Annotated in this window: 17 protein-coding genes; 13 read left to right on the top strand and 4 right to left on the bottom strand. The window is 64.2% G+C overall.

The annotated features are described in order from the left end of the window. Positions 1-30 precede the first annotated feature (30 nt). The 4 genes from M5D76_RS08070 to M5D76_RS08055 all read left to right on the top strand — a co-directional run bounded on the left by M5D76_RS08070 (position 31) and on the right by M5D76_RS08055 (position 7117). A complete protein-coding gene (locus tag M5D76_RS08070) occupies positions 31-2181 on the top strand; it encodes a leucine-rich repeat domain-containing protein (protein ID WP_248922872.1) in 2151 nt (716 codons plus the stop codon). Between the two features lie 281 nt (positions 2182-2462). After that, positions 2463-3824, top strand: a complete 1362-nt coding sequence (locus M5D76_RS08065; protein ID WP_248922871.1) for a leucine-rich repeat domain-containing protein — start codon at positions 2463-2465, stop codon at positions 3822-3824. Between the two features lie 810 nt (positions 3825-4634). Continuing rightward, the gene (locus M5D76_RS09295; protein ID WP_346348410.1) at positions 4635-5519 is read left to right on the top strand and encodes a helix-turn-helix domain-containing protein; all 885 of its coding nucleotides are present in this window, start codon (positions 4635-4637) and stop codon (positions 5517-5519) included. A 236-nt stretch (positions 5520-5755) separates the two neighbouring features. After that, a complete protein-coding gene (locus M5D76_RS08055) occupies positions 5756-7117 on the top strand; it encodes a M18 family aminopeptidase (protein WP_346348409.1) in 1362 nt (453 codons plus the stop codon). Positions 7118-7309: 192 nt separating this feature from the next. Here the strand turns inward: M5D76_RS08055 and M5D76_RS08050 are convergent, their stop codons facing one another. The 3 genes from M5D76_RS08050 to M5D76_RS08040 all read right to left on the bottom strand — a co-directional run bounded on the left by M5D76_RS08050 (position 7310) and on the right by M5D76_RS08040 (position 9037). Further along, positions 7310-7816: a hypothetical protein gene (locus M5D76_RS08050; protein ID WP_248922869.1), complete on the bottom strand. Its 507-nt coding sequence runs from the start codon at positions 7814-7816 to the stop codon at positions 7310-7312. Between the two features lie 8 nt (positions 7817-7824). Next, a complete protein-coding gene (locus M5D76_RS08045; RefSeq protein ID WP_248922868.1) occupies positions 7825-8061 on the bottom strand; it encodes a hypothetical protein in 237 nt (78 codons plus the stop codon). A 151-nt stretch (positions 8062-8212) separates the two neighbouring features. Then, complete coding sequence (locus M5D76_RS08040) at positions 8213-9037, bottom strand: class II glutamine amidotransferase (RefSeq protein ID WP_248922867.1); 825 nt, start codon at positions 9035-9037, stop codon at positions 8213-8215. 241 nt (positions 9038-9278) lie between these two features. Between M5D76_RS08040 and M5D76_RS08035 the strand changes: the two genes are divergently transcribed. The 6 genes from M5D76_RS08035 (at position 9279) to M5D76_RS08010 (ending at position 14223) form a co-directional block, all read left to right on the top strand. Then, a complete protein-coding gene (locus M5D76_RS08035) occupies positions 9279-10247 on the top strand; it encodes a CPBP family intramembrane glutamic endopeptidase (protein WP_248922866.1) in 969 nt (322 codons plus the stop codon). Between the two features lie 180 nt (positions 10248-10427). Continuing rightward, on the top strand, positions 10428-11051 hold the full coding sequence (locus tag M5D76_RS08030) for a DUF47 domain-containing protein (protein ID WP_248922865.1): 624 nt from the start codon (positions 10428-10430) through the stop codon (positions 11049-11051). After that, positions 11044-12039, top strand: coding sequence for an inorganic phosphate transporter (locus tag M5D76_RS08025; protein ID WP_248922864.1), 996 nt, complete (start codon positions 11044-11046; stop codon positions 12037-12039). Before M5D76_RS08030 ends, M5D76_RS08025 begins: the two co-directional genes overlap by 8 nt. 125 nt (positions 12040-12164) lie before the next feature. Beyond that, positions 12165-13472, top strand: a complete 1308-nt coding sequence (locus M5D76_RS08020) for a phenylacetate--CoA ligase family protein (RefSeq protein ID WP_248922863.1) — start codon at positions 12165-12167, stop codon at positions 13470-13472. Further along, positions 13472-13897: a hypothetical protein gene (locus M5D76_RS08015; protein WP_248922862.1), complete on the top strand. Its 426-nt coding sequence runs from the start codon at positions 13472-13474 to the stop codon at positions 13895-13897. Before M5D76_RS08020 ends, M5D76_RS08015 begins: the two co-directional genes overlap by 1 nt. Positions 13898-14040: 143 nt before the next feature. Beyond that, positions 14041-14223 (top strand): hypothetical protein, encoded by a 183-nt coding sequence (locus tag M5D76_RS08010; RefSeq protein ID WP_248922861.1) that lies wholly within the window; start codon positions 14041-14043, stop codon positions 14221-14223. Between the two features lie 12 nt (positions 14224-14235). Here M5D76_RS08010 and M5D76_RS08005 read toward each other — a convergent pair whose 3' ends face one another. Then, positions 14236-15657, bottom strand: coding sequence for a L,D-transpeptidase family protein (locus M5D76_RS08005; RefSeq protein WP_248922860.1), 1422 nt, complete (start codon positions 15655-15657; stop codon positions 14236-14238). 184 nt (positions 15658-15841) lie between these two features. On the opposite strand from M5D76_RS08005, the gene feoB reads away from it, so the two are divergent. The 3 genes from feoB to M5D76_RS07990 all read left to right on the top strand — a co-directional run bounded on the left by feoB (position 15842) and on the right by M5D76_RS07990 (position 19460). Continuing rightward, positions 15842-18220: a ferrous iron transport protein B gene (feoB, locus tag M5D76_RS08000; protein ID WP_248922859.1), complete on the top strand. Its 2379-nt coding sequence runs from the start codon at positions 15842-15844 to the stop codon at positions 18218-18220. 81 nt (positions 18221-18301) lie between these two features. Next, a complete protein-coding gene (gene idi, locus M5D76_RS07995) occupies positions 18302-18877 on the top strand; it encodes an isopentenyl-diphosphate Delta-isomerase (RefSeq protein ID WP_248922858.1) in 576 nt (191 codons plus the stop codon). A gap of 151 nt (positions 18878-19028) precedes the next feature. Beyond that, positions 19029-19460, top strand: coding sequence for a MarR family winged helix-turn-helix transcriptional regulator (locus M5D76_RS07990; protein WP_248922857.1), 432 nt, complete (start codon positions 19029-19031; stop codon positions 19458-19460). Positions 19461-19509 lie beyond the last annotated feature (49 nt).

The raw sequence follows: 19509 nt of genomic DNA, 5'->3' as shown, positions 1-19509 counted from the left end.
GGTGTGAACAAAAGAGGATTGGGGACTCACATGGCAACGTCGCATATCAACGAACTCACGTGGGGCTTGGGATGGTTTGCTCTGAGGGGCTCAGATGGTGACATCGAGCAAGCAAGGGGGATGCTGGGGAAGGCCATCGATCGAATCGTCGCCGACGCCATTGAGACGATTCAAGTTGCGCAGGGTGTCTCCGAGATCAGGTACAAGAAGTGGTACTTCAGGCTCAAGGAGGATGACCTGAGGACGCTCCTGAAAGGGCTGCCCGACCTCAAGCTCAAGGGCATAGCTCAGGAGCGGCACGTGTATGAGGAGGTGTACTCCCGCGCCGGTTCCCCCGACTGGGTCAGCGTGGAGTTCCACAAGGATTATCCGTCGGATGACCTTCCCACGTACAAGTGGTGGGACAAGGACGACCTCTTCGAGTTGGTGCGTAACCCGGATGGCACGTACTGTATTGCCGCGTTCTACCGGTGGGACGAGGAGCTCGAAATCCCCTCGGAGGTCGACGGTGTGGCGGTTACAGCCATTGGGGACAAGGCGTTCTACCGCAACACCCACATCAAGAAGCTCGTCATCCCCAACTCGGTGAGGTCGATAGGGAAGAGCGCATTCAGTGGTTGCTCAAATCTGGTCGTCCAGACAGCAAACCCTGAGATTCGCGCGGTGCTCGAGAAGGCCAAGGTCAACGTCACCTCTGGCAACGAATCAGAAGAGGACCTCGAGTTCAAGGCCAGATATAGCTATCACAAGAACAAGGATGGCATTGTTATCACCAAGTATCGTGGCGATGCTGCCGAGGTGTCTATCCCCGGGACTGTCGAGGGGCTGCCTGTTGTGCAGATTGGCAAGGAGGCCTTCGACCGAGGAGCGGTGGATCCACTGGGGATCACTAAGGTCTCCATACCCGCATCGGTTGTTTCGATAGGGTCTGGCGCGTTCTTCTGCCCGAAGCTTACCGATATCGAATTCGAGTCCGGCTCGAGGCTGGAGTCGATAGGGGCGGACGCCTTCAGCTACTGCCGCATACAAGAGATCAAGTTGCCTGATGGTCTCAAGGAGATTGGAGATTGCGCTTTCTGGGCTTGTCCCCTCAAGTCGATTCGCATTCCCGCAAGCGTCGAGAACATAGGCGCCGATGCGTTTGGCAACGAGGGGGACGCGGCCTGGCCCTCTCCGGTCTACAGCTGGACTGACCCGGACGAAGAGTACCCATCTTTGGTGCTCGAATGCATTGAGGTTGACGAAGGCAACGAGAGCTATGCCAGCGTCGATGGTGCCCTATACAGCAAGGACCTCTCGAGGCTCATCCGCGTTCCGGTTACGGTGACAGGCGCCTACGCTGTCCCGGAGGGCGTTGTCGACATCGAGGCCCATGCCTTCGAGGGATGCCATGTCGAGCGCATGGTCATTCCTGCCACGGTCCGAAGAATCGGCGATTACGCCTTCATGTGCTGTCTGGAGCTCAAGGAGGTTGAGTTTGGTGATGGGTCGGTTCTCGAGGATATCGGTGAGATGGCGTTCTATGAGTGTTCGAAGCTGGAAAAGTGCGGTATTCCGGCCGGTGTGAAGAGACTCGCTGCGAACGTGTTCGCGCGCTGTGAGGCCCTACGCGAAGCCAGCGTCAAACCTGGCTCTGAACTCGAATCGATAGGCGAAGAGGCGTTTGCAAACAGCGGCGCCCTCGAGACGGTTGATCTTGGGTGCGCCAGCATGCTCACCTCTATCAGTGAGTCTGCGTTCTCGAACACCTCGCCCTACGTCGTGCTTCCGCCTTCTCTGACTGTGTTCGAGAAGTGGTTTGGCGATGGCGCGATCGCACAGGCAGACGTCTTCGCGCCGGGCATTGCCTGCTCCGCTATAAGGCAGCTTGACTACAAGAAGAACTGCGTCGCGGGATTCGTGCGCGGCTCTATGGAGGGCAGGGAGGTCTCTGCGCAGATCGCCAGGGGTTACAGAACCTATATCAAGGGGCATGTAGAGGAGGTCTTGGTGCGGTTCCGCTTCGACATTGACGTACTGAAGTGGCTTATCGCGCAAAAGATACTCACCGCGAAGGATGCGGGCCATCTGGTCCAAGTCGCCACGGAAAGGGGGCTGACCGAGCAGACTGCCGTGCTGCTCGAGTACTCTGATTCGGCTACGACCAAAAGGCCTCGCTCGGCTGGTCTGGAGCTTGATTAGGGGCTGGACGCAGTGGAGAAGCTTCCGACCGTAGCTGAGCTGAAGAAGACTTGGAAGGTGAAGAAGGCTGGCAGTACCTACACTCTGACGTCCTGGCTAGGCGACTCGCTCGCTCGGGTTACATGCGTAAGGCAGCGGGTGTCGCTTAAGGAGCGCATGTGTGCTACTGCCGAATTTCTCCGTGTAGTTTGCGGCACATAATGCAAACTCTTATGCGTCTCATTTTGCAAGATGCGTACGAACGGACTGAGTCTTATTGAAGGTCGATCGAGGGGGGCAAGATGTCAGACATCGACGAGCTGGAGACGATTTGGGATGTGAAGAAGAAGGGTAAGGCATACGTCCTTACCTCATGGCTAGGACAATCCTCGGTAGCTGAGGTACCGGAATGCATCGGGAAGTCTAAGGTTGAGATAATCGGAGAAAGAGCCTTCAGCCCTACGGGAGATTCGCCAAATTCCGAGGTGAGAAAAAGCCAACTGGAGGAGGTCCGTCTGCCCGAAGGCGTTCGTACGATTGGCAGGGCATGTTTCATGCGGTGCGAGTCGTTGAGGAGGGTGACGCTCCCTAATGGCTTGCACATCATTGGAAAAAATGCCTTTACAGGCTGTAGTTCGCTGAAATCAATTGAGCTGCCTGAAAGCGCATGGGCGATTGATAATGAAGCCTTCGATGGCTTGAGACTGTCGACCCTGACTATCCGAGCAAAAGATTATGCATATATAGGGTCTCAATGGGACTTTAGCGTTGATGAGTGTCGTTTCTGCGACACCGAGGTCTGCGATGCATTCTTTGATTCCAACATTAAGGCAGCGGCAAAGCGGGTCTGCCTTCCCTCGTCCATGCCGGAGGCGGAACGTGAAGAGTATTTTGCCAAGAAGAATGACCTTTTCGACAAGATGAAGCGAAATAAAGAAAAATACGGCTACGACATAACGGTCCCATCGGTAGAATTCGGCGTCTGGGACGATAGCGTCACGGGCATTCCCGCTTCGAGGAATGCGGAAGAATCACGTTCGGGCTCATCGGACGACAAGAACAGTGCCGGTCTTGAGCCGCTTGTGGCTGAATGGCTTAAGAGGGTGAGGATTAAGCCGGACATCAGAAAGGCCATCACTACAGGAGTGGCTCTTGCTGATGGGCAAGGCACATGCGCTCCCGAGGCACTACAGCTCGTCGTCAGTCTATGTGAGGTTCCCAGACGGGTTGCTCCCCTCCAATGCTATAGCGGAGGTTATGAGACCCTCGACTACCTTGAGCCACGTAACTGTGGGAACCTGAGGCTCCCATCTGGTAAAGAGGTGGAAGATAGGTCGGTTGACGCTATGTACCATGGAGGAGAGTGGAGGAGATTGGTCAAGCCGGCAACGGCGGGTTTCGCATTGGCTGAGATCACCTCGTATTTGGACCCAGAAGAACTCTCCGCTTTCCTCGAGGAGCTCTACTTTGACAAGCGGCTTGATGCGGCCCTGGTGGCGCTTTGTCGTTATGGAAACGGCTCTGCAATTACGAGGCTCCTTGAGACCATCTCGGATTGGGAGAATTCGTCTGTCGACTCCGAGCTAAGGGACTATCAGATAGCGGAATCCGCGCTTCAGCATAGCCGCACAAAGGAAGCCAAACGGCGCTACGGTTATTTATAGCGCTGACGGCTTGTTGTTTGGCACGCTTGCGTGCTGCTGCCACCTTCGTGTCCCGTGCATATTTGGCCATCCCTGCGTGATGTTCAAAGCTCGTTTGGAGACGGTTCGTCTGTCTCTGCTGACGGGTGCGCTTTGCTATGGTTGACCATGTAAGGTCTAGGTTGTTGATGTTGGGTGCGGGCATATGACCAATGACACAAAATGCCATGTAACCCAGCGAGAAGAACCGTCGAAGCCACTTCGCGGCCATGTTGGGAACGGCGCGTCCTGGCGCTTGAGGGTAATTGCCTGTATCGCGTGAACCCTGCCGCCTTTAACGAGTACTGCAACAACATCGCTGAGTCCGCCAAGCGGGCGACGCTGGAGCTGGGTGCGGCGAATATGGATTCCCACTAGGTAGTTGATAAGGGGATGATTACGCTCGATCGGGACTATCGAATTGTCATGTCGGATGGTCTCCTCAGAATGGCTCGAAAGGCCGATAGTGAGGGCATGCGTTGGCTCATGGCCACCCGTGGCCGCCAGATCGCGCTTCCTAGAACGCATAGGCCGAGCCAAGAGTTCCTTGAGTATCACCGTGATGTTGTTTTCGGAAGCCGTGATTCAGAGCCGATGGAGCTCGTCCTTCCCCAGTGATGCAGGGTCTTGCGAATTGGTCGCAGTGGACAGCGATTCGCTGCCGCAACTGTTCCTTAGATCTCCGATACGTCTGCCGCTGCATGTGCGCCGTAAGCAGGTGCTTGAGTGGTGAGTGATGAGGTTTCACCTACAATCGATTTACCTATCAGGTAAATCGAAGGTGGTTTCAAAGTGGAGAGCAAAACGTATGTCGCAGTCCCTCCTGGTGCAACTATCAAGGAGCAGCTTCTGGATCGCGGAATGACTCAGAAAGAGTTTTCTGCGCGCCTGGATATGTCGCAGAAGCACGTTAGCAAGCTTATAAACGGTGAGGTTCAGCTCACGCCTGATACCGCCTACAAGTTGGAGCTTGTTCTCGGCGTGCCTGCAAGCTTCTGGAGCAATCTCGAGGCACACTATCGCGACCAGCTCGCAAAGGTCTCCGCCGAGAATCAAATGGAAGAGGACGTCGAGCTTTCGAAGTCTTTTCCCTATCGGGAGATGATGAAGCTTGGTTGGTTGCCTGAGACACGAAGGGCCGTGGAGCGAGTCACTTACCTTCGTCAGTTCTTCGAGGTCATTCGTCTGAGCCTTGTTGGTGACGAGCTGCTGCCATGCACGGCGTGCCGCAGGAAGGCGAATGGCTCGAACACGGCCCTATGGGCTTGGACCCAGAAGGCTAGGGTTGAGGCGCGCGGTATAGAGGTTGGACCCATCAACATCGCGCGACTCAAGAAGGCCATGTCCGAGATTAGATCCATGACCACGCGCGGCCCGTCGGAGTTTTGCCCTGAGCTCGTACGGCTGCTCGCTGAGTGTGGCGTTGCGCTCGTGCTGTTGCCGGCCCTGCCGGGTACGGGAGTCCGTGGGACGTCCTTCTACGACGGGCGCAAGATCGTCTGTGCCATGACGGTACGAGGAAAGGACGCCGACAGGTTCTGGTTCAGCCTCTTCCATGAGCTCGGCCATATCGTATGCGGCCATCTTTCCACTTCGCAGGGGACGACCGACGAGCAGCAGCGTGAGGCGGACGAGTTCGCGCGCGGCTGGTTGATGTCGCCCGACGACAGCGAGTGACACTGCGCTTGACGAGCGCGTTCTGTCAAGCACCTTTGGCCCTGATGTCCCGGTGGTCCTTGCCTGCCGAGGCATTGCTCTTCTCGGCGTGAGTGCAAATACTGTGATGGGTTCGCGGGATGGCGCGGGGCCCTTCCAAGTGGCGCACACTGGGGTGGCAAATCATCGAGGAGATCCGTGGTCGCGCGGCGCGCCGTTGCGTGCCGTTGCGCGGGCCGCGGGGCTAAGGAGACAGCGTGAGCGAGAAGCGTGAGTTGAGCGAGGACGTGCGTGAGGGCATGGCCAAGACTGCCGAGGGGCTGCTCGAGTTCGTGGGGGCGTGCCCGACGGCGTATCACACCGTGGCGGAGGCGCGCCGCAGGCTCGAGGCCGCGGGTGCCACCTACCTCGCCGAGGGCGAGGCATGGGAGCTCGTGCCCGGCGGCTCGTACTACACGGTGCGCAACGGCACGAGCATCGTGTGCTGGCGCGTGGGCAAGGACGTGGACGCCGACGGGATTCGGTTCCAGATGGCCGCGGCGCACGGCGACTCGCCGACGTATCGCGTGAAGGCTGAGCCCGAGCTCGAGGGGCCGGGCGAGTATCTGCGCCTGAACGTCGAGGGCTACGGCGGGATGCTGGACTACACGTGGCTCGACCGGCCTCTTGGCGTGGCCGGCCGCGCGATGGTGCGCGTCGACGGGGGCGTCGAGAGCCGCCTCGTGAACGTCGAGCGCGACGTGCTGCTGATCCCGAGCGTGTGCATCCACATGAACCGCGACGCGAACTCCGGCCTTGCGCTGAACCGTCAGGTGGACCTGTGCCCGCTCTTCTCGGCGGGCGAGCTCGGGCGCGGCGACTTCGCGCGCATGGTCGCCGACGAGCTGGGCGTTGCCGTGGACGACGTGGTGTCGAGCGACCTGTACCTGGTGAACCATCAGGAGGGGAGGGTCTGGGGCCAGGCCGGCGAGTTCGTCTCGGCGGGACACCTGGACGACCTGCAGTGCGCCTACGCCGCACTTGAGGCGTTCCTGTCGAGCGGCAACGAGGAGGACGTCTCGGTCTGCGCGATCTTCGACAACGAGGAGGTGGGCTCGGGCACGCGCCAGGGCGCGCTGTCGACCTTCCTGCGCGACGTGCTTGTGCGCGTGGCCGGGTGCCTGGGCGCCGACGAGGAGGGCTACATCCGCGCGATCGCCCGCTCGTTCATGGTGAGCTGCGACAACGCGCATGCCGTGCATCCCAACCACCCCGAGAAGACCGACGACGAGAACTGCTGCTGGCTGAACGGCGGCATCGTGGTGAAGGAATGCGCGAGCCAGACGTACACGACCGACGCCTTCGGGCGCGCGGTGTTCGGCGAGATCTGCGAGCGCGCGGGCGTGCCGGTGCAGCCGTTCGCGAACAGGAGCGACGCACGTGGCGGCTCGACCCTGGGCAACCTGCAGGCGAGGTCTGTGAGCGTGCACGCGCTGGACATCGGCCTGCCGCAGCTGGCGATGCACTCGAGCTTTGAGACGGCGGGCGCGCTCGACACGGCCTATGCCGTGCGGGCGCTGACGGCGTTCTTCGACGCGAACGTCGAGATCGACGGCGAGGAGGGCGCGCGCCTGGGCTAGGCGCGGGGCGCCTGTGTGACTAAGGGGCGAGGACGGGTCGCGTTTTTTGCGGCCCGGCCTCGCTTGCGTTTGGGGGTTGGGGTTTGGTGCGCTTGGTTGCGCTTGCGGGGGAGGGGGGTCGGCTGACGCTCCTCGGGTAGGCGCATCATCAGGAAGACACTGCTGTCTCCCGCGGCGTCACGGGGCAGGAGTTCACAGGATGCTGGAAAGTGACCTCGTGTCGAAGGGGCCTCCACGGCCGTCGTCCTCGAACTTCATGGCGGCGACAGGCGCCGGGTCGGGCAGCTCCACGCCCTCGGCCTGCATGACGTCGATCACGTCTTGCAGGCTCTCGAGGGCAGCCGCCCCGTACCCCTCGACGACGGTGTAGGCGTCCGCCTCCTCGATGTCCACGATGCTCGAAAGGATCCTGTTGAAGGCCTCGGGCATTCCCTGGTATAGCGCTCGGCACTGGCCGAGCACCTCAGGGTCCGTATCCTCGTAATCGCGCGGGTCGTCGGAGAGGACCATCTCCGGGAGCCTGTCGATGACTTCCGAAGCCCACTCGTCCCAGTAGACGTCGTCCCGCGAGATTTCCCAGAGCACCTGAAAAAGCGGCCGCCATTCGCGATTCGGAAACTTCGTGAGGGCGTAGCTCTCCGCGCACATGATGCCGTAGGCGATGCGGCCACGGATCGAAATCGTCTTGAAGTCAACCATCGCTTCTCCTACCACTTCCAGCCGGAGTAGTTGCCGGCCACGTATCCCATGAATGCGGCGGTGCAGTTCTCGCAAGCGCTCTTGAGCTTCCCCCAGCCCTTCTTGGTCGTGTGAATGGTCATAACCTGCAGGTTGGAAACTCTCGCCCCGGCGTTGAGGGCCTTGTTGATCGCGACCGAATCCTGTCTGAAGTCTCCTTCGGACATACCTAGGCGTCTGATCATCTCTGATACGCTTTCTGCCATTGGGCCCTCCTTGAAGTTGTGGACGATGGCAGAAGATGGGCACGACTACCCGCGTCCATCGCTTCCGGTCATGGTCACTGACAAGCTACTGACAAGCTACTGACAAGTTGAAGCGTGGCTAGAGAGAGTAGTACAGGGCCCTTCTCGGCCGCTAGGCGACGAAGTCCTCGGGCGGGACGCCCATGGCGCGCTGGAGGTCGAGGATCGTCTCGCAGAAGCGGTAGCCGTGGGGCGCGGAGGTGCGCACGAGCTTGCCGCGGCGCAGCGCGATGAGGCGGTTGGGGGGCACGGGCTTCCACTCGTCGGCCTCGGCCTCGCCGCCAAGGGGCTGGGTGCTCACGACCGTGACCTGGCCGCTCTTCTCGTCCTGGAAGGTGCGCCAGTGAAGGGTGCAGCGCGAGGTGTTGGTGTGCACGTAGGTGTACTCGCCGTCGTTGAGGATCACGTTGACGCGGTTGCGGTTGGCGAGCTGGACGATCGCGCCGGCGAGCACGGCGAAGCGCGAGTCGAAGTCGGGCTTGGCGCCGCGGATGAAGGCCTCGTCGGTGACGTCGAGCAGGAACGCGGCCATGCGCTCGCTGTCGGTGTCGCCCTCGGTCGCGGCGTCGTAGGTGGAGGTCAGGCGCTCGTTGAAGAGGATGCCGTTGTGCTCCATGGTCCACTGGCGGCCGGTGATGTCGACCTCGAGGAAGGGGTGGCAGTTGCTCTCGACCATCTTGGTGCCGGTGGAGTAGCGGATGTGCGCCATGAGCTCGTGGTGCTCGATGGGGGAGGCGAGCAGGTCGCGCAGGCGCTCGGAGTCGAGTGCGCGCTTGGGCTCGCGGATGATGGTGACGGCCTGCTCGTCGAAGGGGCTGCCGTGGCGCCAGGAGATGCCCCAGCCGTGCGGGTGCTTCTCGCTGTGGGAGTAGAACTCCTCGAGGTATCGGTTCGCCCGGTAGGGATGCTCGGAGCTGATGGCAAAGAGTTCGCACATGGCTGGTCCTTCGGTGCTGGCGCGTGGGGCGGCCGCCTGGGCGCCCGGTTGAGTGCCATGCTACCGAGTCACGCGCGTGGCGTGGGGCGAAACGCGTGCGTGAGCGGGAGATTTAACACGAACAACACGCGAGCGGCCGCGGTTGCCGCGCGGCGACGCACCCGCGGGCGTGCGGGTGGCTGCGGTAGAATCGACGCATCGATTTGGGCGGCGTCGTGGCGCGGCGTGGATGGGAGATGCGATGGCCGGCAAGAGACCTGCATCGGGTGGCTACGGAAAGCTCGCCGCGGCGTTGGCGGTGCTGGCCGTCGTGATCCTGGGGCCCGTGGTCACGCTCCTCTCGCTTGACGCCGTGTGGCCGGGCATCTATGAGAACCTGCTCGTGTACGAGGGCGTGTCCGCCGCGTTTGCGGTGCTGGGCGTGCTCGTGCTGGGAGGGTGGCGCGCGTTCGTGCCCACGGCCGACGACCTGCGCGGCGTGTGGCAGCTGGGCCGTGCGGTCATCCTCATCTCGTTCGTGCTCATGGTGATGCAGGTCGTGGGCTACTGCGCGCAGGGCACGCCCGTCTCGGACAGGTGGCTTCCCAACGTGGCGTACTGCCTCGTGGTCTGCCTGGCCATCGGCGTGTTCGAGGAGGCGATGCTTCGCGGCATCGCGCTGGGCGGGCTTCTGGCCGCGTTCGGCCGCAGGAGGTCGGGCATGGTCGTGGCCGTGGCTCTGACCGCCCTCGCCTTTGGCTGCATGCACGTCGACTGGACGACGACGGATGTCGCGGACCCGCTGCAGCTCGCGCAGGCGCTGCTCAAGATCGCGCAGACCGGCATCTACAGCGTGGTGCTCTCGGCCTGCGTGATGCGCTCGGGGAGCCTCGTGGGCGCCTCGCTCTACCACGCGCTTGACGACTTCCTGCTCATGGTGGTCTCGAACGGCATCTTCGGCGAGGCGATGAGCACCGAGTACGTCTCGAAGGGCGACGACGCCCCCGTGACCGTCATCTTCTACGTCGTGCTTGTCGCGCTGTACGTGCCGTCGCTCGTGCGTGCGGTGCGCGAGCTTTCGGGCATGTCGCTGCCGCAACTCGGGCCGCTCGTGCGCGAGGGCCGCGAAGTCGATGGGGCCGATGAGGGTAGCGCGACGAATGCCGATGTAGCGCCCGCCGATGGGGGAGGGGCGCGACCGCCCGTGGGGCCTCCCGACCCGCGCGTCTGAGTGGCGTGAGATAGCACAAGGACATGTGCCGGTCGAAGGAAATTTCATCTGCGGAAATATGAATCGGTAAATGGCGTAACTGCACGTTTGCGAACTGTTAACATAGCCACGTCGGCCTAATGCCACCCGAGGATATTCATGTGCATTCCTGCGGGTGCTTTGAGAAAGGCATACCTACATATGAGTCGAGTCAAGCGCAAAGAGGACGTGTTCTTCCAGCTGTTCCAGGAGTTCAGCGCCCTTACCGTCTCCACCGCCGAGCTGTTCCTCGAGATCGTCGAGGACTACCCCAACTCGATCGACCGCATCCCGGAGGTGAAGGAGTTCGAGACCAAGGGCGACGACCAGGTCACCAAGATCATCTCGACGCTCAACTCCTCCTTCATCACCCCGTTCGACCGCGAGGACATCTCCGCGCTCGCCCTCGACATGGACAACATCGTCGACGGCCTGGAGAACGTCTCCGCCCGCTTCAAGCTCTACGACATCGACGCCATGCGCCCGGAGGCCGTCGAGATGGCCAAGCTCATCCTCGAGGCGACGCGTCACCTCGACTCGGCCCTCGCGAAGTTCTCCGACTTCAAGAAGGACGCCTCGATCCTCAAGCACACCAAGGCCACCAACGACGTCGAGGACCAGGGCGACCTCGTCTACCGCGACGCGCTGGCCACCATCTTCCGCGAGCACGGCCAGACCGTCGACGTCATCAAGTGGAAGAGCCTCATGGACAAGGTCGAGGACACCCTCGACGCCTGCAAGGATGTCGCCAACGCCATCCAGAATGTCATCGTGAAGAATGGTTAGCGCTCTTCTCATCGCCGTACTCGTCGCCGCGTTGGTCTTCGAGTTCATCAACGGCTTCCACGACACCGCCAACGCGATCGCCACCACGGTCTACACGAGGGCGCTGCCGCTGCGCGCCGCCATCATCATGAGCGCGGCCATGAACTTCATCGGCGCCCTCACGAGCGAGAGGGTCGCGATGACCATCGCCGCGGGCCTCGTCGACGTCAAGCTCGAGCTCTACGTCGTCCTTGCGGCGCTCGCCGGCGCCATCATCTGGGACCTGTTCACCTGGTGGCGCTCGATTCCCAGCTCGTCGTCGCACGCCCTCATTGGCAGCCTCATCGGCGCGACCATCGTCTTCACCGGCACCACCCAGCACGTGCGCTGGGACGGCGTGGTCGAGAAGGTCATCGTGCCGCTGTTCACCTCGCCGCTCATCGGCCTCGCCCTGGGCTACCTGGTCATGAAGCTCGTGTTCGAGCTGTTCGCCAACTGGACGCCGCACCGCGCCAACGGGCTCTTCCACAAGCTGCAGATCGTCTCGGGCGCGTTCATGGCGTACAGCCACGGCAACAACGACGCCCAGAAGACCATGGGCATCATCACGCTGGCCCTCGTGACTGCCGGGCTCGCCGACGCGTCGGCCGGCATCCCCCTGTGGGTCAAGCTCACCTGCGCGGCAACGATGGCGCTCGGCACCTCCATCGGCGGCGGCAGGATCATGCGCACCGTCGGCGACGGCGTGACCAAGCTCAACCCCGTCATCGGCTTCGTCGCGCAGACGTCTTCCGCGGTCGCCATCGAGACCATGACCGCCTTCGGCGCGCCGGTCTCGACCACGCAGGTCATCACGACCTCGATCATGGGCGCCGGCTCGGCCCGCCGCCGCAGCTCCGTTCGCTGGGGCATCGCGCGTAAGATCATCGCGGCCTGGTTCATCACGCTGCCCATCACTATCGCCCTCGGCGGGCTCTGCGCCCACGTGATCGGACTGATCCTGGGGTAGGGCGGCAGGCTCTTCTCACCGACAGCTTCACCCGATTGCGGCGCTGGAAACGGCGCCGTAATCTTATGTCGCTACCATGCCCTCATGTACCAAGGGCGGCCTGCCCGCAACGCGAAGGGAACTGCATGGAAGAGAGAGACGACGTGCTGCACATGCCTCACGACCAGATCGAGGCGATGCAGCTCGAGGGCATCAAGAAGACGGTGGTCGCGTGCTACGAGAACGTGCCCTTCTACAAGAAGAGCTTCGACGAGGCCGGCTTTGACCCCTATTCCGTCTCGTCGCTCGAGGACCTTTCGCGCGCGCCGTTCGTGTGCAAGCAGGACCTGCGCGACGAGTACCCGTTTGGCATGCTTGCGGTGCCGCGGGAGGACGTGCGCGAGATTCACATGTCGTCGGGCACGACCGGCGTCGCGACCGTGGGCGCCTACACCGAGCACGACCTCAAGTTCTGGGCGGAGTGCTTTGGGCGCGGCATTGCCTACGCCGGCGGCGGCCGCTCCGACGTGGTGCAGATCTGCTATGGCTACGGCCTCTTCACCGGAGGTCTCGGGGCCCACTACGGCAGTCTCTTCTCGGGCGCGACCACGATCCCCATCAGCGCCGGCAACACCGAGCGCCAGATCCGCGTCCTGCGCGAGATGGGCTCGACGATCCTGTGCTGCACGCCGAGCTACGCGATGCACATCGCCGACACCGCGATCGCCATGGGGCTCGACCCCGCGCGCGACTTCCACCTGCGCGCAGGCATCCACGGCGCCGAGGCGTTCAGCGACAACTTCCGCGCGGAGCTCGAGCGCAAGTTCGACTACAAGGTGCTTGACGTCTACGGCCTGACCGAGACGATGGGGCCGGGCGTGGCCGTCGAGTGCATGGAGCAGGACGGCCTGCACATCGCCGAGGACCACTTCTACTGCGAGATCATCGACCCCGCCACGGGCGAGGTGCTGCCCGACGGCGAGTGGGGCGAGCTGGTCATCACCACGCTCGACCGCGAGGCGTCGCCGGTCGTGCGCTACCGCACCCGAGACATCACGCGCATCATCCCCGGCGAGTGCGCCTGCGGGCGCACGCACCGTCGCATCGACCGCCTGCACGGCCGCACCGACGACATGCTCATCATCCGCGGCGTGAACGTGTTCCCGAGCCAGATCGAGCAGGTCATGGAGACCTTCGACGAGGTGTCGAGCTGGTACCAAATCGAGCTCACGACCAAGGGGCACCTCGACGTCGTCACGCTCAAGGCCGAGGTCAACCCCGACTTCGACTTCGACTCCACGGGTGCCATCGAGCAGCTGCAGGGCCGCATCTCCGCCGAGCTCAAGGCGGCGCTCTCCGTCGGCGTGCGCGTGAGGCTCGTCGAGCCCATGAGCATCCCGCGCTCGGAGGGCAAGGCAAAGCGCGTCATCGACCTGAGAGGGGAGAATCAGTAATGGTAGATCAGCTCACCGTCTTCCTTGAGAACGCCGAGGGTCGCCTCGCCAAGCTCTGCCGCTCGCTCGCAGACGCCGACGTCGACATGCTCGCCCTCACGATCGCCGACACCACCGACTACGGCGTGGTGCGCATCATCTGCGACGACGCGACGCGTGCGCGCGATGCGCTCGCCGAGAAGGGCTATCGCGCCATGGTGACCAAGGTCGCCGCGTTCGAGGTGCCCAACCGCCCCGGCGGGCTAGCCGACCTGCTTGGCGTTCTCGACGACCTGGACATCCCCGTCGAGTACGGCTACTGCTTCTCGACCTCCGGCGACCGTGCCGTCGACATCCTGAAGGTCAAGCTCCCCGACGAGACCACGCGAGCCGTCGAGGCCATCGAGGCCGCGGGCTTCAAGGTGCTCTCGCAGGAGGAGCTGTAGGGTCAGGCTCGCGAGTCTGCCGCTTGACCAGCGTCCGAACCGTGATGCCCCACCCGTCCAGAGATTGGGCGGGTGGGGCGTTCGTCGTTTGCGGCCCCTGGGTCCTATCATGGGGGCAGCAGTCTCTTCGGGGGAGGTGTCGCATGGCGACGATCGATGTGGACGCGCTTCGGGAGTATCTCGAGGACTACGTCGGGACGGCGGCCTTCAACGGCTTTCCGGCCGCCGTCTTGGACCTGTCGGACATCGAGCACATGGACGGCTACGAGCTCTGCCAGAAGGCCGAGGAGCTCGGCGTGGACCTGCGCCGGTTCGAGGTCGAGTAGGGGCGCTTCGCCTTACCAGTGCACGTAGACGGTGTCGCCGACGTTGATGAGCGAGAAGAGCTGTGCCGCCTCGGCAGGGGGCAGGTTCACGCATCCGTGGCTGCCATAGTAGTAGTAGATGCTGCCGCCGAAGGAGCCGCGCCAGTCGGCGTCGTGCAGGCCGATGCCGCCGTTGAAGGGCATCCAGTAGGTGACGTTGGTGCGGTAGTCGGGCTCGCCGTCGCCGTCCTCGTCGAGGCCGACGAGGACCTCGTGCATCTTCTTGGCAGCAAGCGAGTAGGTGCCGGTGGGAGTCCCGTGACCGTCTGAGGTCTTGCCGGAGACGATGGGCGCGCGCCAGATGACCGAGCCGTCCGCGTCGTAGAAGCGGGCGTACTGCGTGCCGAGGTTCACGTCGACGTGGCGGCCGCGGGTGCGCGCTCCGTCGCTCTCGGGCGGGCGGGAGGCCACCACGGTGAGCGGCAGCTCGATTGCGCCCGCGTCGAGGCTGGCCACGTGCGCAGAGAGCGCGTCTGCCAGGGCCTCGCTGTCGATCTCGTAGTCGTTCTCCTCGTCCGACTTGGCCACGAGCCCTGCGAGGGTGCCCTCGGACCACTGTATGACGGCGTCACGGTTGAGCGTGAGGGCGAGGTCGGCGCCGACGGTCGCCCAGGACGCGATCTGGTCCTTTCCCACGCGCGCGACCTCGGCGCCCTCCTTCGTGAGGGGGATCTGCAGCTGGAGGGCGTTGTTGGCCTTGTCGACGGCTGCCTTGAGCTCGGCGCTTGCGGAGGTGACCTGGGGCCTTGCGAGCTCCTGCTCGCCGAGCTGGATGCTCGTCTCGAAGGTCTGGGCGGCCTTGCGGATGCGCTCGGTCGCGGCGGCCACGTCGATGGCGCTGCCGGGTACCTCGGCGACCGCCTTGAACGAGCCGGAGGCGCCGTCGTAGGCGTAGGTCGCGTTGACGGGGGCCTTGGCGTTCTGGTTGATCGAGGCGACCTGGCCCTCGACCATGGCGGAGAGGGTCGGGGCGTCGATGGTGACGGCCTGGTCGACCGTGATGTCGGAGCCTGCGACGAGCGTGACGGGCCATGCCTTGGCGTCGGTGCGTGCGAGCGCCTCGCGGGCGAGCGCCGCCGAGTCGACGGAGAGGCCGGCGCCGGCGGCGTCGACCCTGAACGAGGCGCCGTCACCGCTGACGTCCGCGCCCCACGCGGCCACGCGGGCGTCGACGAGGGCCGCGACCTCCTCGGCGGTCTTGCCCGACGCGTCGATGCCGTTGACCTTGGTGTTCGGCGTGAAGCGACCGCCGAAGGCGACGGTTCCCGCACCCCATGCGACGAGGGCTGCCGCGGCGATGCCGGCGACCACGAGGGGAGCTCTTCTCGGCTTCTTGGGCTCTGCGCCCGTCGGGTTGGCGTGCCTGGGGGCGCCGCCGGTCTGCGTATCGGACATGGGACCTCTCTCTCGCGGACGTCGCGCCGCGCGTCACGTTCACAATCTTTCGTATTTTACTGCAGGTAGGGCATTGTGCAGACGGCGTTCGAGGGGCAATCACAACTTGCCGATGAAGTAAGATGGGCACAGTCGAGAGGTCGGCGCCCCGCCTGTGGCGCCCTTCGCAAACGAAAGCAGACAGATGATTCAACGCACGTTGGCCCAGGCCGAGCTGGGCGAGACCCTCCGCATCGACACCGTGGGCGGCACCGGCGAGCTGCGCCAGCACTTCCTCGACATGGGCGTGATCCCCGGCGCGGCCATCACCTTCGTCAAGTACGCGCCTATGGGCGACCCCATGGAGTTCACTCTGCGCGGCTACCAGCTCACGCTTCGCGTGGCCGACGCCGAGAAGATCGGCGTCTCGCCCCTGCCCGAGGGGGAGGTCCCCGCGTCCGAGTCTGCGCCCGCGGCCGCGACGGTGCGCCACCCCGGCCTCGGCGAGATGGGCGGCACCGTCGGGATCGACGAGCGCACGCGCGACCACTCCGACCCCATCCCGGAGGGCCAGACGCTCACCTTCGCGCTGGCGGGCAACCAGAACTGCGGCAAGACCACGCTCTTCAACCAGCTCACGGGCGCCAACCAGCACGTGGGCAACTTCCCCGGTGTCACGGTGGACCGCAAGAGCGGCCAGATCAAGGGCCACCCCGACACCGACGTGACCGACCTCCCGGGCATCTACTCGCTCTCGCCCTACAGCCCCGAGGAGCTCGTGAGCCGCCGCCACATCCTCGACGAGCGCCCGAGCGGCATCATCAACATCGTCGACGCGACCAACATCGAGCGCAACCTCTACCTCACCATGCAGCTCATGGAGCTCGACTGCCCCATGGTTCTCGCGCTCAACATGATGGACGAGGTCCAGGGCAACGGCGGCACCATCGACGTCAACGTCCTCGAGGACGCCCTCGGCATCCCCGTCGTGCCCATCTCCGCGCTCAAGAACTCCGGCGTCTCCGAGCTCGTCGAGCACGCCCTGCACGTCGCGCGCTACCGCGAGCGCCCCGGCCGCCAGGACTTCTGCGACCCCACCGACCACGACGGCGCCCTCCACCGCTGCCTCCACGCGATCATGCACCTCGTCGAGGACCACGCCGAGCGCGCCAACGTCCCCGTGCGCTTCGCCGCGACAAAGTTGGTCGAGGGAGACGAGCTTACGGCCTCTGCCCTCGGCCTTGACCAGGCCGAGCTCGACACCGTGGAGCGCATCGTCTCCCAGATGGAGCAGGAGCGCGGGCTCGACCGCGCGGCCGCCATCGCCGACATGCGCTTCTCGTTCATCGAGCGCGTCGTCTCCGCGGCCGTCGTCAAGCCCCGCGAGAGCCGCGAGCGCGAGACGAGCCGCCGCATCGACCGCCTGCTCACCGGCAAGTGGACGGCGCTGCCGCTCTTCGTCCTCATCATGGGCGCCGTGTTCGTCCTCACCTTCAACGTCATCGGCGCCTTCCTGCAGCAGCTCGTCGCCGACGGGGTCGACTCCCTCGTGACGCTCGCCGACGAGGGCCTTACGGCTGCGGGCGCCAACCCCGTCCTGCACTCGCTCATCGTCGACGGCGCCCTCAACGCCGTGTCGACGATCGTGCCCATCACGCCGATCGTGGTCACCATGTTCTTCTTCCTGTCGCTTCTCGAGGACACCGGCTACATGGCCCGCGTCGCCTTCGTGATGGACAAGCCCCTGCGCCGCCTCGGCCTCTCGGGCCGCTCCATCGTGCCCATGCTCATGGGATTCGGCTGCACGGTGCCTGCCGTCATGAGCGCGCGCACGCTGCCCTCCGAGCGTGACCGCCGCCTCACGATCGCGCTCACGCCGTTCATGAGCTGCACGACCAAGCTCACCATCTACGGCTTCTTCGCGGCCATCTTCTTCCCCGGCCACGCCGCGCTCGCGGTCATCTCCATGTACGTCATCGGCATCCTCGTGGGCCTTCTCGCCGCGCTCATCGTCCACAAGACCATCGACACGGGCGAGGCCGTGCCCTTCGTGATGGAGCTCCCCAACTACCGCATGCCGAGCGCCAAGTCCGTCCTCCTTCTCGTGTGGGAGAAGAGCAAGGACTTCCTGACCCGAGCCTTCACCGTGGTCTTCGTGGCGGCCGTCGTCGTCTGGTTCCTGCAGAGCTTCAGCCCCACGCTGGCGCTCGTCGAGGACCAGCAGGACTCGATCCTGGCGGCGATCTCGACCTTCGTCGCGCCGCTCTTCTCGCCGCTCGGGTTTGGCGACTGGCGCTTCGCCACCGCGCTCGTGGCCGGCTTCATGGCCAAGGAGATCGTCGCCTCGACGCTCTCGGTTCTGTTCGGCTCGGCGGCCGAGGTCATGGCCGTGCTGTCGCCGCTGGCCGCCTTCTGCCTCATGGTCTTCTGCCTGCTCTACACGCCCTGCGTGGCCGCGATTGCCGCCGTGAGGCGCGAGCTGGGCGGGCGTTGGGCCGCGGGCATCGTCGTGTTCCAGTGCGCCGTCGCCTACGCGGTGGCGCTGCTCGTGCGGCTCGTGGGCCTCGCGCTGGGGCTGGGCTAGCACCGGCGCCGTGCATCGTGCGGCGCGCGTCGTGCGTCTTGCGGCGTGCTTCGTGCGTCCGCGACTCGATAGGGGGTTGCTATGGCATCGCTTGCGGAGATCCTCTCCGACCAGCAGGAGGACCAGCTGGTCCTCGTCGACCTGCTCGACCGCGAGGTCGGCACCATGGGCAAGCTCGCGGCCCACGAGCAGGCACGCCTGCACAGGGCGTTCTCGGTGTTCCTGTATCGCGGCGGGCACGACGGGCGCCCCGTCGAGACGCTCGTGCAGCGCCGCGCCGCCGGCAAGTACCACTCCGGCGGCCTTCTGACCAACTCGTGCTGCTCGCACCCGCGCGCCGGCGAGCCGCTCGACTTCGCCGCCCAGCGCCGCGTCGAGCAGGAGCTCGGCGTCACGGGCGTGCGCATGGGCGAGGTCGGCTCCTTCGTCTATCGCGCGCGCCTGGGGGAAGGCCTCGTGGAGTTCGAGTACGACCACGTGCTCATCGGCCGCTACGACGGACCCGTCACGCCCGACCCGCAGGAGGCCTCCGAGGTCGCCTGGGTCGAGGTGGGCGCTCTTCTCGCCGACCTCGAGGCGCATCCCTCGCGCTACACGGCGTGGTTCATGACCGCGGCGCCCATGGCGGTCAGGGGAATGCTTGGTCCGGGGGCGTAGGCTCGGGCGTGAGGCGCGAGGCGCTCGTCGCGGGATGTGTTGACTAGTCAACATTTTGTGCGCCTTGTGAATTTGTTGACTAGTCAACAAATTGAAACGAGCGTGGCGTAGACTCGTCCTGTCATGACATCGCATTGGTTTGGAGAAGATCGTGAGCAAGCGCTTCGAGAGCTTCGTCGGGATGATCTCGTCGCTCAGCAAGGAGATCACGCGCCTCAAGAACGAGGAGATGCGGCGCTTCGGGCTGAACGGGACTGACGGCATGTGCCTCTACTATCTCGCGAAGCGGCCGGAGGGCGTCACGTCGGCCGAGCTTGCGCGCATGATGGGCGTCGACCGCGCCGTGGTCTCTCGGGCGCTGACGCGCCTGGACGCCGGCGAGTACGTGGCGATCAACGGCTCCGACGACGGGCGCGCGGGCAGGTTCGTGTCGCTGACCGACAAGGGCCTGACGGTTACCCGCGAGGTCGACCAGGTGCTCGCGGACATCGTGGAGCGCGCGGGCAGGGGCGTCGAGGGTCCCGACCGCGACGCCATGTACGACATGATGCAGGCGATCCTCTCCAACCTTCGCGAGATCTAGGCGGGCCACCTCCGGCGATGCCGGACGGGTCCGACCGCCGCGTGGCGAC

It is taken from the genome of Olsenella intestinalis (assembly GCF_023276655.1).
Lineage (GTDB): Bacteria > Actinomycetota > Coriobacteriia > Coriobacteriales > Atopobiaceae > Olsenella_J > Olsenella_J intestinalis.
Note: the sequence above shows the minus strand (reverse complement) of the source record. Positions and strands in the feature narration are given on the sequence as shown.